General features: G+C 52.0%; 10 protein-coding genes. 8 read left to right on the forward strand and 2 right to left on the reverse strand.

Annotation, left to right across the window (positions count from 1 at the left end):
- Positions 1-90 precede the first annotated feature (90 nt).
- The 3 genes from MOMUL_RS13730 (at position 91) to MOMUL_RS13740 (ending at position 7,087) form a co-directional block, all read left to right on the forward strand.
- A complete protein-coding gene (locus MOMUL_RS13730; protein WP_062285725.1) occupies positions 91-2,823 on the forward strand; it encodes a UPF0182 family membrane protein in 2,733 nt (910 codons plus the stop codon).
- Positions 2,824-2,892: 69 nt separating this feature from the next.
- A complete protein-coding gene (locus MOMUL_RS13735; RefSeq protein ID WP_062285728.1) occupies positions 2,893-3,597 on the forward strand; it encodes a two-component system sensor histidine kinase NtrB in 705 nt (234 codons plus the stop codon).
- Positions 3,598-3,670: 73 nt separating this feature from the next.
- Complete coding sequence (locus tag MOMUL_RS13740) at positions 3,671-7,087, forward strand: LAGLIDADG family homing endonuclease (RefSeq protein ID WP_064774445.1); 3,417 nt, start codon at positions 3,671-3,673, stop codon at positions 7,085-7,087.
- Positions 7,088-7,090: 3 nt separating this feature from the next.
- On the opposite strand, the gene MOMUL_RS13745 is transcribed toward MOMUL_RS13740, so the two are convergent.
- Complete coding sequence (locus MOMUL_RS13745) at positions 7,091-7,735, reverse strand: CBS and ACT domain-containing protein (RefSeq protein WP_054937633.1); 645 nt, start codon at positions 7,733-7,735, stop codon at positions 7,091-7,093.
- Between the two features lie 112 nt (positions 7,736-7,847).
- Between MOMUL_RS13745 and MOMUL_RS13750 the strand changes: the two genes are divergently transcribed.
- The 4 genes from MOMUL_RS13750 to gltX are packed head-to-tail and all read left to right on the forward strand — an operon-like array spanning position 7,848 to position 11,440.
- A complete protein-coding gene (locus MOMUL_RS13750; RefSeq protein ID WP_062285729.1) occupies positions 7,848-8,315 on the forward strand; it encodes an HAD family hydrolase in 468 nt (155 codons plus the stop codon).
- A 32-nt stretch (positions 8,316-8,347) separates the two neighbouring features.
- Complete coding sequence (locus MOMUL_RS13755; RefSeq protein WP_062285731.1) at positions 8,348-8,803, forward strand: CBS domain-containing protein; 456 nt, start codon at positions 8,348-8,350, stop codon at positions 8,801-8,803.
- A gap of 18 nt (positions 8,804-8,821) precedes the next feature.
- A complete protein-coding gene (locus tag MOMUL_RS13760; RefSeq protein WP_062285732.1) occupies positions 8,822-9,955 on the forward strand; it encodes a glycosyltransferase family 4 protein in 1,134 nt (377 codons plus the stop codon).
- Positions 9,956-9,967: 12 nt separating this feature from the next.
- On the forward strand, positions 9,968-11,440 hold the full coding sequence (gene gltX / locus MOMUL_RS13765) for a glutamate--tRNA ligase (RefSeq protein ID WP_062285734.1): 1,473 nt from the start codon (positions 9,968-9,970) through the stop codon (positions 11,438-11,440).
- Positions 11,441-11,882: 442 nt separating this feature from the next.
- On the opposite strand, the gene MOMUL_RS13770 is transcribed toward gltX, so the two are convergent.
- Positions 11,883-12,452 carry a hypothetical protein gene (locus tag MOMUL_RS13770; protein WP_062285735.1) on the reverse strand — a complete coding sequence of 190 codons (570 nt, stop codon included), beginning with the start codon at positions 12,450-12,452 and terminating at the stop codon, positions 11,883-11,885.
- A gap of 1,681 nt (positions 12,453-14,133) precedes the next feature.
- On the opposite strand from MOMUL_RS13770, the gene MOMUL_RS13780 reads away from it, so the two are divergent.
- Entirely contained in the window at positions 14,134-15,684 is a 1,551-nt protein-coding gene (locus MOMUL_RS13780; protein ID WP_169802212.1) for a LexA family protein, read from the forward strand.
- Positions 15,685-15,977: the final 293 nt, after the last annotated feature.

Below are 15,977 nucleotides of genomic sequence, written 5' to 3' on the forward strand. Positions count from 1 at the left end.
CGGTACCACGGGGCTTTTTCTTTTAACCAGGAGGAAAGGCCACCCCGGTGGCGAAGTATTACTTGTAACCCCCTGCAGGAGGTTTTTAATATGAGCATCCTGAACCGCATACGGATAATCCTGTTAATCATCATCTTTGCCGGCCTGGGTATTGCCTTCCTGGGTTCCCATTTCCTGGCTGACTGGTACTGGTTTGGCGAAGTCGGCTACCGCCAGGTCCTCATTACCAGGCTTTTATCCGACTGGGGCCTGCGGCTGGGAGTTATATCCTTTTTCTTCCTTTTCTTTTACCTCAACCTGCTTTTTACTTACCGGGGTCTAAATTTAACTCCTTCCCCCGCCCGGGAAAGCTGGACCTTAAAAGAGTACCTGGTTGACCGTTTCGTTACCCGGCGCCGGTTAACCATCCTTTACCTCCTGGTGAGCCTTATTGGTGCCTTGCTCTTCAGTCCCCTGGCAGCCGGTAAATGGCTGGTTGTCCAGCAATACCTGCAGGCAACTAACTTCGGGGTTTCTGACCCTTTATTTACCAAAGATGTCGGCTTTTACGTCTTCAAATTACCTTTTTATCATTTTCTCTATGGCATGTTAGTTACGGCCCTGGTAGGGGCCGCCCTGGTTACCGGATTTTTCTACCTGCTTTTTAATCCAGGGGAACTCTTGGGCTTGCGAAAGGGTCGCTTTGCCCGTCCCCAGGTTCATTTTTCCACCCTGGTGGCCCTCTTCTTCCTGGTCCAGGCCTGGGGTTTCCGCCTGCAGGCCTTTGACCTGGTACGTTCGCCCCGGGGTGTAGCCTTTGGCGCCAGTTATACGGATATTCACGCCTTGCTACCGGGGTATAACATCCTGGCCGGCGTAGCCGTGGCCTGTGCCTTGATTATCTTCCTCAATGCCTTCCGCCGTAACCTCAAGCTGGTAGGCATAGGTGTCTTGGCTTTCATTGCTGCTTATGCCTTGCTGGTAGTTATTCTACCCCTGGCAGTACAGAAGTTCCAGGTAGAGCCCAATGAGTTTGCCCGGGAAGAGCCCTACCTGCGTTTTAATATTGACTTTACCCGCCGGGCCTATGGTTTAGATAAAATAACCGTCCGGGAATTCCCGGCCCGTGATAATCTTACCCCGGCCGACCTGGAACAGGAGAAGATTACCCTGGATAATATCCGCCTGTGGGATTACCGGCCCCTCCAGCAAACCTACAGCCAGCTCCAGGAAATCCGCTCCTATTATAGCTTTAAGGATATTGATGTCGACCGTTATACCTTCGGAAGCAGCCAGCGCCAGGTCATGCTTTCAGCCCGCGAACTGGACCAGGATAAGCTGCCTGACCGGGCCAGGACCTGGATTAATGAAAAAATGCGCTATACCCATGGCTACGGCCTGGCCATGAATCTGGCCAGCACCGTTACCCCCGGTGGCCAACCCGAATTTATTGCCGGCGATTTGCCCTTCCGCAGCACTGCCGGCCTCCAGCTTAACGAACCCCGCATCTATTACGGTGAGTTGACCGGCGATTACGTTATTACCGGCGGCAAGGCGGCTGAATTCGATTATCCCTCCAGCGGTGGCGATAACTTCGTGGAAACCAGGTATGAGGGCAGGGGAGGAGTAGCACTCAATAACTACTGGCGGCGCCTCATCTTTGCCTTCCGCTTTAATGATTACCGGTTATTGATGAGCAAGGAACTGACTCCCCAGAGCAAAATCCTCTACTACCGCAACATCCAGGAACGGGTCCGCAAGATTATGCCTTACTTGCGTTATGACGCCGACCCCTACCTGGTGGTCGCCGGCGGGCGGCTGTACTGGTTACTTGACGCCTATACTTTAACCAGTATGTACCCCTATTCCGAACCGGTCAATGAGGGTTTTAATTACATCCGCAATGCCGTCAAGGTGGTAATTGATGCCTATAACGGTACGGTCGATTACTATATTGTGGACCCCGGCGATCCCTTAAGCCAGACCCTAGGTAAGATTTTTCCCGGCCTGTTTAAGCCCCTGGAGGCCATGCCGGCCGAACTGCGGCAGCACCTGCGTTATCCTGCGGAACTGCTGGCCATCCAGGCCAGGATGCTGGCCAGCTACCACATGGAAAACGCCATGCTCTTCTATAACAAGGAAGATGCCTGGAGCATCGCCGAGGAAATGGTAGGCGATCAGCGCCGGGCTATGGAGCCCTATTATACCTTGCTGCGCCTGCCCGGCGAACAGGAGGCGGAATATATATTGATGCTGCCCTTCACCCCGGCGCGCAAGGTTAATATGGTGGCCTGGCTGGCGGCCCGCAACGACGGCCCCCACTACGGCCAGCTCCTACTTTATACGTTCCCTAAAAATCGTTCCATTTATGGCCCCATGCAAATTGAAGCCCGTATTGACCAGGAACCCGCTATCTCCCAGCAACTTACCCTCTGGGACCAGCACGGTTCCCGGGTTATCCGCGGCAACCTCCTAGTGCTGCCCATTAAGGAAGCATTGCTCTATGTGGAACCAATTTTCCTCCAGGCCCAGGAGAGCAAGTTGCCGGAACTCCGCCAGGTGGTAGTAGCTTACGGGGAGAAAATAGTCATGGCCGATACCCTGGCCGGCGCCCTGAAGGCCATTTTCGGTGACCGGGCACCTGTTACCCCGCCACCGGCAATAACGGCACCTCCTTCCGGCCCGCTTACAACTAGCAATTTAGCAACTTCCATCCAGGAAGCCAACCGCCTTTACAGTGAGGCCCAGGAAAAACTAAAACTGGGCGACTGGGCTGGTTATGGCGAAAATATGAAGAAACTGGGCCAGCTTCTCCAGGAGATGCAACAAAATTATCGCCAGTAATCTCCTGCCAGGAGGAAAAATGGCCATCTTGTGGAAATGTATTAGTTATGGGCCGGAGGTGAGAGGGTAGTGGCTTATTCTTTTCCTGAAGAGGACCGGGAATATTTAACAGAAAAACTGGCCATTGTCGGTGAACTGGCTGCCGGTATGGCCCACGAAATCCGCAATCCTCTAACTTCCATTCGCGGTTTTTTACAACTCTTACAAACTAAATTTGACCCCCAGGCCCTCGAGCAGGAATATTTCGCCATTATGTTTGAAGAACTCGACCGCATCAATAATATTATCAAAGAGTTCCTGTCCCTTTCCAAACCTTCCCAGCCCCAGCTGCAGATAACGCCTTTTGGCCAGCTGGTGGCCGAAGCCCTGCTCCTGGCCGAGCAGGAAGCTATAATGCATGAGGTAAAACTGGTCCAGCACCTGGCACCAGATCTGCCCCTTTTATGCCTGGATCCCGGCCAGATTAAACAGGTTATTCTCAACCTGACTTCCAATGCCATCCAGGCGGCCGGTCCAGGAGGCAAGGTAATTGTAACTTCTTACCTGGATACGACTACCGGCCAGGTCGTCACCACCGTTGAAGATAATGGCCCGGGGATTCCCCCGGAAAAGCTGGAATTAATCTTTGAACCTTTTTATACCACCAAGGAAAACGGCACCGGCCTGGGCCTAACCTTGAGCAACCGTATCGTTGCCAGCCATGGTGGTAAAATAGAAGTTAAAAGCAAAGTAGGGGAGGGAAGTTGTTTCAGCATTTACCTACCCATAACTTAAACTGGAACCAGTGGATAAAGTGGATAACTATGTAGATAACTTTCTTTTATGTCAATATATGGATGGTGACAGGATGAAATTAACAGACAATGCCCGCTTAATTCTCGAAAAACGTTACTTGAAGAAAGAAAATGGTGTCCCGGTGGAAACACCGGAGGAGATGTTCCGCCGGGTGGCCAGGGCCGTAGCCGGGGCGGAAAAAATTTTCAACCCCGCCTTGACAGAAGAGCAGCTAGAAGACATAAGCCTGCGGTTTTACCAGCTCATGACCAGCTGGGACTTTTTACCTAACAGCCCCACCCTGATGAACGCCGGCCGGGAGCTGGGCCAGCTGTCGGCCTGCTTTGTCCTGCCGGTGGAAGACAGTATGGAGGCCATCTTCACTGCGGTTAAAGATGCGGCCCTGATTCATAAAAGCGGCGGGGGAACAGGCTTTTCCTTTTCCCGCCTGCGGCCGAAAAACAGCCCCGTACGCTCTACCGGCGGGGTAGCCTCCGGCCCCGTATCCTTTATGAAGGTTTTCAATGCCGCCACCGAGGCCATCAAGCAGGGAGGGACCAGGCGGGGGGCCAATATGGGGATTTTACGGGTGGATCACCCCGATATCCTGGAATTTATCAGCTGCAAGGAAAATAACAATGAACTAACTAACTTCAACATCTCCGTGGGCCTGACAAAGGAATTCATGGAAGCCCTGGCCCGGGACGATTACTATGAGCTAAAATTTGGCGGCAAAGTATACCAGAAGCTGAAAGCGCAGCAGGTATTCGAGGAAATCGTAAACCATGCCTGGGCCAACGGCGAGCCGGGCATCATCTTCCTGGACCGTTTAAATGAAGATAATCCCACCCCTGAACTGGGAGAGATAGAAGCCACCAACCCTTGCGTGACCGGCGATACCTGGGTGACTACAAGTGAAGGCCCGCGCCAGGTATGGGAACTGGTGGGCCGCCCCTTTACAGCAGTAGTCAACGGCCGGCCCTACGCCACAGATAAAGAAGGCTTCTTCAAGACGGCGACAAAGCCGGTCGTCAGCCTGCACACCCGGGAAGGATACAGTGTCCGGCTCACCGCTGACCACCGGGTGCTGCGCGTGGTTGACCGGACGCGCTACCGTATTGCTTCCGAATGGGTCCCGGTCAAAGAGCTGAAGCCCGGCGACCAGATTCTCCTGCATAACCACCGCCCCCTGGCAGGGTGGCCTGGCGAACTGACGGAAGGTGAAGGTTACCTCCTTGGTCTCCTGGTCGGTGACGGCGTCCTCAAGAAGGACAGCGCTATTCTTTCCGTCTGGGCCAGGGAGAAGGCAGTTGGCGACCTGCAGGCAGAAGACGGTACAGCCTCAGTCATGAAGCTGGCTTTAAGCTACGCCAGAGCATTACCCCACCGTTCCGACTTTACCGGCTGGATGGCCGTTAAAGGGCGCGACGAATTCCGCCTCAAGTCAGCCAGTCTGAAAATGCTGGCCGGGCGGATGGGTATGGGGCCCGGCGTCAAGACCGTTACCCCGGCAATCGAACGTGCTTCGTCAGACGGCTACCGGGGCTTCCTGCGGGGTCTGTTTGACTGCGATGCCTCGGTCCAGGGGAGCCAGCAAAAGGGCGTTAGCATCCGCCTGGCCCAGAGCAACCTTGATCTCCTGCGCACGGTACAGCGCATGCTCCTTCGCCTGGGCATTGCCAGTACCATTTATGCAGAACGGCGTCCGGCCGGTAGCCGGCCCTTGCCCGATGGTAAAGGAGGTACCCGGGAGTATGAGATCAAGGCCCAGCATGAGCTGGTCATCAGCGGGGATAACCTGGCCTTTTTCGCCGAGCGGATCGGCTTTGGCGATGTCGATAAGGCGAGGAAATTAAATTCACTCCTTGCGTCTTACCGGCGAGGAATGAATCGTGAGCGCTTTACAGCCACGGTCCTTGCCATCGAAGATGACGGGGTCGAAGACGTATATGACGTCCAGGTTCCCGGCATCAACGCCTTCGACGCCAACGGCATCTACGCCCATAACTGCGGGGAACAGCCCCTCTTACCTTATGAAGCCTGTAACCTTGGCTCCCTGAACCTGGCCAATATGGTCCGGGAGGGCGGCGTAGACTGGGAGAGGCTTGCGGAAACAGTTTACTGGTCGGTACGCTTCCTGGATAACGTTATTGAGATCAACGAATTCCCCCTGGAAAAGATAAAGGCCATGGTCATGGGTAACCGGAAAATCGGCCTGGGAGTCATGGGCTGGGCCGATATGCTTTTCTTGCTCCGGATTCCTTATGATACAGAAGAAGCAGTCGAGCTGGGCCGCAGGGTCATGGCCTTTATTCAAAAAGAAGCCCGCCAGGCTTCCCGGAGGCTGGCGGAAGAGCGGGGCAGCTTTCCCAATATCGACAGGAGCATTTACCGGGGGCAGAAGCTCCGCAATGCTACCTGCACCACCATTGCCCCTACCGGTACCATCAGCATGATTGCCGGTACCAGTTCAGGGATAGAACCGGTTTTCGCCCTGGCCTATACTAAGAACGTCCTGGATGGCGAAGGCCTTATTGAGGTTAATCCCGTTTTCCAGGCCTACATAGAGGAAAATTTTGCGCCGGATGAGGCCAGGTTAATTTTCCAGCAAATTGCCGCCGGGACAAGTATCCATGATATCAAGCAGATCCCGCCGGATATGCGCCGGGTTTTTGTCACGGCCCTGGAAATCGCCCCGGAGTGGCACATCCGCATGCAGGCCGCCTTCCAGGCCAGTACCGATAATGCCGTCTCCAAAACGGTTAACTTCCCGCCCAGTGCCACCAGGGAAGATGTCCGCCGGGTCTATGAACTGGCCTACCAGCTGGGTTGTAAAGGGGTGACAGTTTACCGTTCCGGCAGCCGGGAACAGGAAGTGCTGGTAAGCGGCACCAAAAATACTGCTGTCAAGACGCCCTCCGGCGAGAAAACCCATCCCCGGCCGCGGCCGAAACGTACCTGCGGCGTTACCGAGCAGGTTAAGACGGGTTGCGGTAAAATGTATATCACCGTCAATTATGACCAGGAGGGTTTAATCGAAACCTTTATCACCACCGGCTCTTCCGGTGGCTGCAGCGGATTTACCGAAGGTGTCAGCCGGCTGATTTCCCTGGCCCTGCGGGCCAATATTGCCCCGGAGGCCATTATTGACCAGCTCACCTCGGTAAGCTGCCCCAATTTCTTACGGCGCCGGGCCACCGATAAAAGTATAGTCGGTAAATCCTGCCCGGACATCATCGGCCGCGTCCTGGCCCAGGAGCTGAAAAACTGGCACGACCACGGTTCTTACCAGCTACCATCTGATTTCAGCGCCCGCGCCCTGGCCGAGATTAGCGCTACCATTGAAAACCAGCAGGCCAGTTTCCAGCCTTTAAGCCCGGCTGCAGAAGCCGAACTCATCCAGAAGGGTATCTGCCCGGAGTGCGGTTCTAACCTCCATTTCCAGGAAGGCTGCGTCACCTGTAGCTGTGGCTTCAGTAAATGCGGTTAAATTTTAGCCGCTATAAGAACTCACATGGACTACCCGGTAGCCCCCGGCTTCCAGAGCGGGTAGGAGATTGCTAACATCATCCGTTGCCAGCCGCAGGACGACATAGGTATGGACATCGTCTTTATGGCGGTTGGCAACGTTAATAATATTGATGCCGGCGTCTGCTACCCGCCGGGCAATGTTAGCCAGGACGCCAATGCGGTCTTCTACTTCCAGGGTAACCCTCACACCCGGGCGCCGCAGGCCGAAGAGTTTAATCAAGGCCTCAAATAGGTCGGTCTGGGTAATGATGCCGACGAGCTTTTCCTTTTCCATGACCAGGAGGTTGTCGATTTTATGCTCCCGCATCAAAAGGGCCGCTTCTTCAATGGTCATATCTGGAGGAACGGTAATGGGGCGTTTAATCATGGCATCTTTAACCGTCATCTTGGCTACCAGGTAATTGACTTCAAAGGCGCTGAGGGTTGAAGCCGGGGAAGGAGAAACCCTTAAGATATCTCGTTCAGTAACCAACCCTACCAGCCGTCCATCCTGGACCACAGGTAAGCGCCGGATTTTATGCTTCTTCATTAGCTCGAGGGCATCCAGGACGGAAGTCTCCCTGGTAACTGTAATGGGATTGGGAGTCATATGGTCGCGGACAAACATCCTGGCCAACCTCCTTTGTTAATGTCTAATTAATTTTATTTCGTTTACCCTTTTATAAATCCTGCCGGCAAGCAGGAAGAACATTATAAATATTTTTGGCAGGGAAAAGCACATGCTAATTTATGAAGTACCCGGGCGCAGGATAGAAATTCACCAGGTAGTCCTGGACTTTAACGGTACCATTGCCTGCGACGGCCAGCTCCTGCCGGGGGTGGCAGAGCGCCTGCAGGCCCTGGCAAGTAGGCTTAAGGTTTATATCCTGACGGCCGATACCTTCGGTACAGCTGCCGCTGCCTGCCGGCACTTGCCGGTGGTATTAACTAAAGTCGACAGCCAGGCCGGCGGGCCGGATAAGGAACGTATAATTACGGAATTAGGAGCAGAACATACAGCTGCCATTGGCAATGGCGTCAATGATGCTCAAATGCTCAGCCGGGCCGCCCTGGGTTTGCTGGTTTTAGGACCCGAAGGAGCCGCCTTCCAGGCCCTGCAACAGGCGGACGTGGTTTTTACCAGTATCCTGGCCGCCCTTGATTTCCTCTTAAAACCCCAGCGGGTAGTAGCTACCCTGCGACCGTAGTGATATAATAAGTTTAATGGGGGGAATAAACCGTGATCCTGGCCAGGGATATTATGACTACCGATATGGTTGCCGTCCACCCGGATGATAAGGTTGGTGATGTAGTCCAGCTTTTTGTCCAGAAGGGCGTTACCAGCGCTGTTGTTGTTGATAAGGAGGGTAAGATCAAGGGCATAATTACCGATGGCGATATCATGGCTGCCGTTCGCCAGCGGCGCCCGGTTTTTGTCGATCTTTTTAATTCGCTCTTTGTCCTGGAAGACAATAATGATTTAACCACTAAGGTCCAATTCCTCACCGCCAGACCTGTTAAAGAAATCATGACGCGCAGAGTTATTGCCGTCGGGGAAGACGCCAGTATCGCTGAAATCGCCGGTTTAATGACGGACCATAAAATCAAGCAGGTGCCAGTTGTCCGCGAAGGCCAGCTAATAGGGCTCGTCCGGCGCCACGATATTGTCCAGGCTGTTGCCCGGAATGCCACCTAAAGAAAGGCGGCTCCAAAATTGCATATTGGCATTTTCACTGACAGCTATTTACCATATACCAGCGGGGTAGTAAGATCCATTGTCACCTTTACTAATGAACTGCGGAACCTGGGTCACCAGGTATCTATTTTTGCTCCCAGTTATGGTAAATGCCGGCCCGAAAAAGACATCTACCGTTTCCGTTCGCTAAAGGCACCTACCTTTAAAGAATTTGCCTTGGCCATCCCGGTGGCGCCGGCTTTGCCCAGGGCCTTGCGGGAGTTAAGGATTGACCTTATCCATGTACATTCCCCTTTTTTAATGGGGCAGCTGGGGGCACGGATGGCCAGGCAGCTGGGGTTACCGCTGGTGGCCACTTATCACACCCTTTATGAAGAATATGTGCACTATTTTCCCCTGGCACCCAGGCTGATGCGCAAAGCAGTCCGCCATTATACCGTATCTTTTTGTAACCGTTGCCAGCTGGTAATTACGCCGACAGAGGTCATTACCGCTTACTTACAGGAAAACGGCGTCAAAGTACCGGTGGTTAGTATCCCCACTGGTATTGAACTGGACCGCTTTCAAAACCTCGATCCCACCTGGTTGCGCCGCTACCTGCAACTACCACCGGAGGAGGTCATGCTCCTCCATGTAGGACGCCTGGGTAAGGAAAAAAACATCACCTTTATCCTGCAGGCCTTTGCTCTTGTACACCAGCAAGTACCGCATACCCGCCTGGTCCTGGTGGGCAGCGGCCCCTTAAAGGAAACCCTGCAAAGCCAGGCCCGTTCTTTAGGAATCAACCAGGCCGTTACCTTTGCCGGGTCTTTTCCCTTTGAACAAATGCCGGCCGTCTATACGGGGGCCGACTTGTTTATTTTTGCTTCAGTCACCGAAACCCAGGGACTGGTAATCGCGGAAGCCAAGGCTGCCGGCCTGCCGGTAGTTGCCGTCAAGGCCTACGGTGTCGAGGAAATGGTTGTCAATGGAAAAGATGGTTTTTTAACCCCACTAGATATAAATGCCTTCAGCGCTTGTGTGTTGCAATTAGTTAAGGATTTAAGCCTCAGGCGGCGGATGGGTGAACAGGCCCGTCATAATGCTGCCGGCCTTGCGGCAGCGGCCATGGCCCGCCGCCTGGAAGCCCAGTATCAAGTGTTATTAAGATAGGAGTGTTGTCGTTTGTCCACGGTTCGTGTCCGTTTTGCCCCCAGCCCTACCGGCAGCTTACATATCGGCGGGGCCCGTACAGCTTTGTTTAACTGGCTTTTTGCCCGGCACCATGGAGGTGCCTTTGTCCTGCGTATTGACGATACCGATACCGAACGTTCGACGGATATTTCCTACCGGGAGATCCTGGCCGCCATGCGCTGGCTGGGCCTTGATTGGGACGAAGGACCGGAAAAGGGCGGCCCTTATGGACCTTATCTCCAGTCCCAGCGCCAGGAGTTTTACCGCCAGGCGGCAGCCCGGCTGTTAAATGAAGGTAAAGCCTACCTCTGCTACTGTACCGTGGAAGAACTGGCCGCCCGGCGTAAGATTGCCCAGGCCGAAGGTCGCCCCCCCATGTACGACCGCCGCTGCCGTTATCTTACGCCGGAAGATCGTACCCGCCTGGAAAAGGAGGGGCGGCAGCCGGTTATCCGGCTGGCAGTTCCCGACCAGGGTACAACGACCGTAAAGGATATTGTTCGCGGTGATGTCTCCTTTGATAATGATACCATCGATGATTTTATCATTGTTAAATCCAATGGCATGCCAACCTATAATTTTGCCACCGTGGTTGACGATCACTTAATGCAGATCAGTCATATCATCCGGGCTGAGGAGCACCTATCCAATACTCCCAAACAGATCCTGGTTTACCAGGCCCTGGGGTATGAGTTACCGGCCTTTGCCCATGTGCCCATGATCCTGGCCCCCGACCGCAGCAAGTTAAGTAAACGCCATGGTGCTACTTCGGTAGAAGAATACCGGGATGAAGGTTACCTGCCGGAAGCCATTATCAATTACCTGGCCCTCCTGGGGTGGTCACCCGAAGGGGATGAAGAAATTATCCCTTTGGAGGAGATGATTAACAGTTTTTCCCTAGAGCGAGTTTCTAAAAATGCCGCTATTTACGATACCAAAAAGCTAACCTGGATTAATGGCCACTACCTGCGGGAGGGTGACCTCGACCGGATCACCCGCCTGGCCGTGCCCTTTTTACAGGCTAAAGGGCTCCTTCCTGACCCGTTACCGGAGAAGGATTATGACCATGTCCGGGCCATCATTGCTGCCGTCCGCGACCGGGTCAAGACCCTGGGCGAAGTGGCCGATGCCGCCAGCTATTTCTTTACCGATGTAACCACCTATGAGGAAAAGGGTGTCCGTAAGCACTTCAGTAAACCCGGGGCCGCCGCCCTGCTGGATGAAGCCAGGGAAGAGCTGGCAGCTTTACCCCAATTTACTGCCGCGGCAGCTGAAGAGGCTTACCGGACCCTGGCTGAAAGAAAGGGGATAAGTACGGGGCAGCTTTTCCATCCCACCCGCCTGGCAGTCACCGGCCGCACCATGGGCCCCGGCCTCTTTGAGATCCTGGAACTCCTGGGTAAGGAAACCGTCCTCGAGCGCCTGTCCCGGGCCTCCAGGTGGATCCGGGAAAACCTGGCTTAGGAAAAGGGAGGGGCCAGTAGTAGCATACTGGCCCCTTAGCAATATTGGTATAGACTTGCAGGCGTTATAAAAAGCAAAAACCCCCTTCCAACAGGAAGGGGAAGATAATTTCTGGCTGCGGGACCTGGATTCGAACCAGGGCAACATGATCCAGAGTTCTAAACTAACCGTCCTTACCAGTATCTACCAGTCCGGGAGTGTCCAGTTTTCAAGGCTTTGCAGGTTTCGGAGGTGTTTAATATGTTCATAGAATCCGTTATGTTTATCCTGTACTGTCGTCAAACTGTCGTCAAACCCCTTGGCCGTAAATCCCCGGCAGGCGGGAGACGTAACTAAGTTACAAAGTGAACATCCTAAATAGCATGATAAGAGCGATTATTATGTTTAATTACGCTATTCTAGGAGGGCGTTGCTGGTTTCTGATGCCAGCAATGCCTTTGTCTTACGCCGATATGTTTTTACCGCTTCCATCAGTAGCAACTTCCCCTGGCTTAACTGAGCGTTTGCGGAACCCCCAAATAATAACCCAATATGCTATTGACAATATTAAATAAGAGTACCCTATAACCTCACTAAAAGCCAATAAACGATCAGCATTTTTGAGCATCTCTTTGGCTTCATCCATACTAGTTACAGGTGGTGTAGGGGCGTTTCCTATTTTTTCTACAGCCTTCTTTTGCGCCGTTGTTTGAGTACGTTTATTAAGATCCTCTGCCGCTGCCTTTATATCGTTGTAAGTTAGAGTATTTGAACGCAATAAAGAGGTTAATGCTTCCGCCATTAATTTCTGATTGCTTTCCTTAAATTTAGCCGCTTCATCTGATTTAAGCCAGTCATCAACCGCTTTTTGATACGCTTTCTGATACGCTTCAGCACGCTGTTGATAATCAAGGGCAGCTTGATATGCTTTTGACCCTTCTTTATACCGCATGTTACCGACAATAGCCGCCGCCACACCAAAACCAGTGGCTACTACCGTAATCGCCAACCATATAGCAAGAGCCTTCCGCACTCATACCACCTCCCTAACCATTTATTTACTGCATACGGCTTCTAAATCCTGCTTGGTAAGAGGGCCGTTTTCTCTGGTATCGCTAAAAAATTTTCTACCCTCTAACCCCTACTGCAACGCCGTCAACGGTGCAACAGGTGCCAGAAAACCTAGGGATTGCAAGGCTTAAGACTGTTGCAGGGGGTGTTGCAGTTCAGGGAGGTGTTGCAACAGTAACCGGTAGTGTGGAGGTTAAGGGAATGTTAAGATGCTCACCAAGTGAATTACTTGTTTTTTCCGTGTTATTATGATATTGGTAAAAGAATGTTCTGTTGGAGGATATTTAGATGCGTGATTGCTCCACCTGCGCTAAACAGATTAGCGTTAAGGGAATGTTAAGAAGCTAATCAGATGAATTACTTGCTTTTTCTGTGTTATTATGGTAGTGGTAAAAGTATTACCTGCTGGAGAACAAACGGATGAAGAATAAAGTCGTAATTGGTAATGTTAGGGAAATGTTAAGATGCTGTAAACTACAATTACTTGTTTTTTCCGTGTTATTATGGTAGTGGGTAAAAAATTATTAAAACGTATGGGCACTGGGGCCAACGTTAAGGGAACGTTAAGATGTTCACCAAATGAATTACTTGTTTTTCTATGGTAATATGATACTGAGGAAAGAAGTAGGTTTTTTGGAGGACACGCGGATGAAAAATATAGCTGTTACTGGTAATGCTAAGAGAATGTTAAGATGCTGTCGGCTACAAATGCTTGTTTTTTATATGTGATTATGGTAATGGTGGAAAAATAAAAATAAAAATCTTAAGCCCCTGAAATCAGGGGCTTTAATTTTGGGGGTGTAAATATAAGATGCCAAAATTTGTAACTGATGAAAGGGACGGGAAGACTATGGGCAATCCGATTGAAGCAGTCATTAAAGGTACGGGTAAGAGCCGCAAGTCGTTAGCGGTTGAATGGGGGGTGAATTATTATTTGTTGGGGGCGACTTTAAGAGGGTTCCCTTCCAGGATTCCACGGAGCTTGCGGGAGGCGTTGGGGAGACTTGGGTTTGACGTTGAGAGGCTTGAAAACCAATACGAAGCATGGCGAAGGACACTTAACAGGTAGTTAAGGCAGCTAAAACAATCCTGGGGAGGTACGACAGAAGATGGGTGCTGTAGTCACACTAACAAAGAGAGATAACGCGAATAAATTCGACTGGACTCCGTTGTACGAGGCTTACGTCAGCGGCGCGAATGGCAGCCCGCTCAATGAGCGCGATGATGGTTGGATGGACGGCTGTTGCCCGCTCCACGACGACACCAGACCTTCCTTCTCCTTTAACCGCTGGTCCGGGTACTGGCTCTGCCGGGCAGGGTGTGGGGCGGGTTGGCCGCTTGACTTTTTGGCAGAAGTAGACGGCCTTGAAGGTGACGCCGCGTTGGATAAAATCCGGGAGCTATGCGGGTCTTTGCCACCAAACATTATCCCAGGCCCGCTTAACCTTGAAGCGTATGCCGCCTACTGTAATCTGCCGGTGCCTTTTTTCCAGAAGTTAGGCCTAACGGAATGCACCAAGGGAATAAAAATACCCTATTGCAATGTTGATGGGCAAGTTTTCAGGTATCGCTACCGCTTATCCCTCAGCAAGCAAGGCACACGTTTTACCTGGGGCACCGGCAAAGGCATTCTACCTTACGGCTTGGAAAACCTGTATCTGGCTAAAAAAGCGGGTTACTTGCTCCTAGTCGAAGGCGAGAGCGACTGCCACATTTGCTGGTATGCGGGTATCCCGGCTCTAGGAAGTCCCGGAGTTGCTGCGTGGCAGAGGGAATGGTCAGCTTTAATCCCTGAAGGAGTGCAAATTTACATCTGGCAGGAACCGGATGAGGGCCACGTCCTGGTAGAAAAGGTTTTACGCGACTTCCCGGACGCGAAAATTATTAAAACCACTGTGGAGGAAAAAGACCCCCGGCAGGTATGGTTGAGTTCCAGGGATAAGGCGGATTTCGTCCGGCGTATTAATGAGTTATTACAAACAGCAACCACCGCAGACGATCTGCAGGGAGCCGCCAGGAGGACAGAACGGGAAGCGGCCTGGCAGAAATGTAAAGACCTGGCTACGGAGCCTGATATTTTAATACACGTTCTGAATACCCTCAGCCAGGTTGTCGCCGGTGAACGTGAAGCCCTGGCTGTCCTTTACCTGGCGTTGACCTCCAGGTTGCTGCCCAGACCTATTAACCTCCTGCTCCAGGCCCCACCGGGGGCAGGCAAGAGTTATTTGGTAGACCGTGTTTTACAGATGTTTCCAGAAAGTGCATATTATAAATTGACCGCTTCCAGTGAGCGGGCTTTTATTTATTCGGATGAAAATTTCGCTCACCGGACAGTTGTCGTAGCCGAAGCAGCAGGCTTGCATTCGGATGGTGTCGCGGGAACAATTGTACGTGAGTTAATTTGGGGGAACAAGTTGGCTTATGAAGTTGTAGAGAAAACCCCTGACGGCCTGCGGCCACGTAAAATTATCAAAGATGGCCCAGTCGGCCTAATCACCACAACTGTTAAAAACGTCGAAGGCGAGCTAGCCACACGCCTACTGGTCGTGGAACTGAAAGACACCCCGGAGCAAACCAGGCTAATTCTGGAAGCGGAAGCGCGGGAAGCTGCTGGACAGGCTACCATGCCGGATTTAAGCCAATTCGTGGCCCTGCAAAAGTGGTTGGAGCTAAATGGGCCAGCGAATGTAGTCGTACCCTACGCTGAAACCCTAGCTAAGCTATTGAAGCCAAGCAGCGTAAGAGTACGCCGCGACTTTAAGCAACTGTTAACGTTAATAATGGCCTATGCGTTGTTACACCAGGCAACCAGGCAAGTCAAGGATGAAGGTACAATCGTTGCTACCATCGAAGATTACTCCAACATTTACCATATCGCTAATAACCTTTTCAGCAGTAGTTCTATGGAAGCACTAACACCGGCGCAAAATGAATTGGTAGAAGCGGTGCGGCATCATTATGCAAGTCACAGCTGCTCTATGACCCTACGACAACTTGCCGATGCGTTAGGGATAGATAAATCAGCAGCCTCCCGTCGTCTACAGGCTGTTTTAGCGAAGGGTTATGTAAGGAACCTACAAGATAAGCCAGGTCAGCCTGCAATGCTTGTTCCCGGTGACCCACCGCCTGATAACAACCCGGTATTACCTAAGCCGGAAGAGTTAACCCTCGCTTTTAAAAATGCGGGGGTTTAATTTTGCCCCTCCCCAGGTAAAGGGTGTTGCAGCTACTGTTGCAACACCCTCCTTTTCTGCAACACTGACTGCAACAGGCTAAAGCCTTATATACCAAGGCTTTCCGGGTTTCTGTTGCAGTGTTGACATCGTTGCAGTGGGATATAAAGGGTAGAAAAATTTATAAAAGCATTCCTGTAATGAATTAAGGTAGGTGTTGCCAATAAAAAAGCCTCCTGGTAAAAAGAAAATAGACCAAAACAAACAAACCCACCAGGAGGCGAGAAACCGTATGAATGAGGTGCAAAAGAAAT

Source organism: Moorella mulderi DSM 14980 (genome assembly GCF_001594015.1).
Taxonomy (GTDB): domain Bacteria; phylum Bacillota; class DSM-521; order Neomoorellales; family Neomoorellaceae; genus Neomoorella; species Neomoorella mulderi.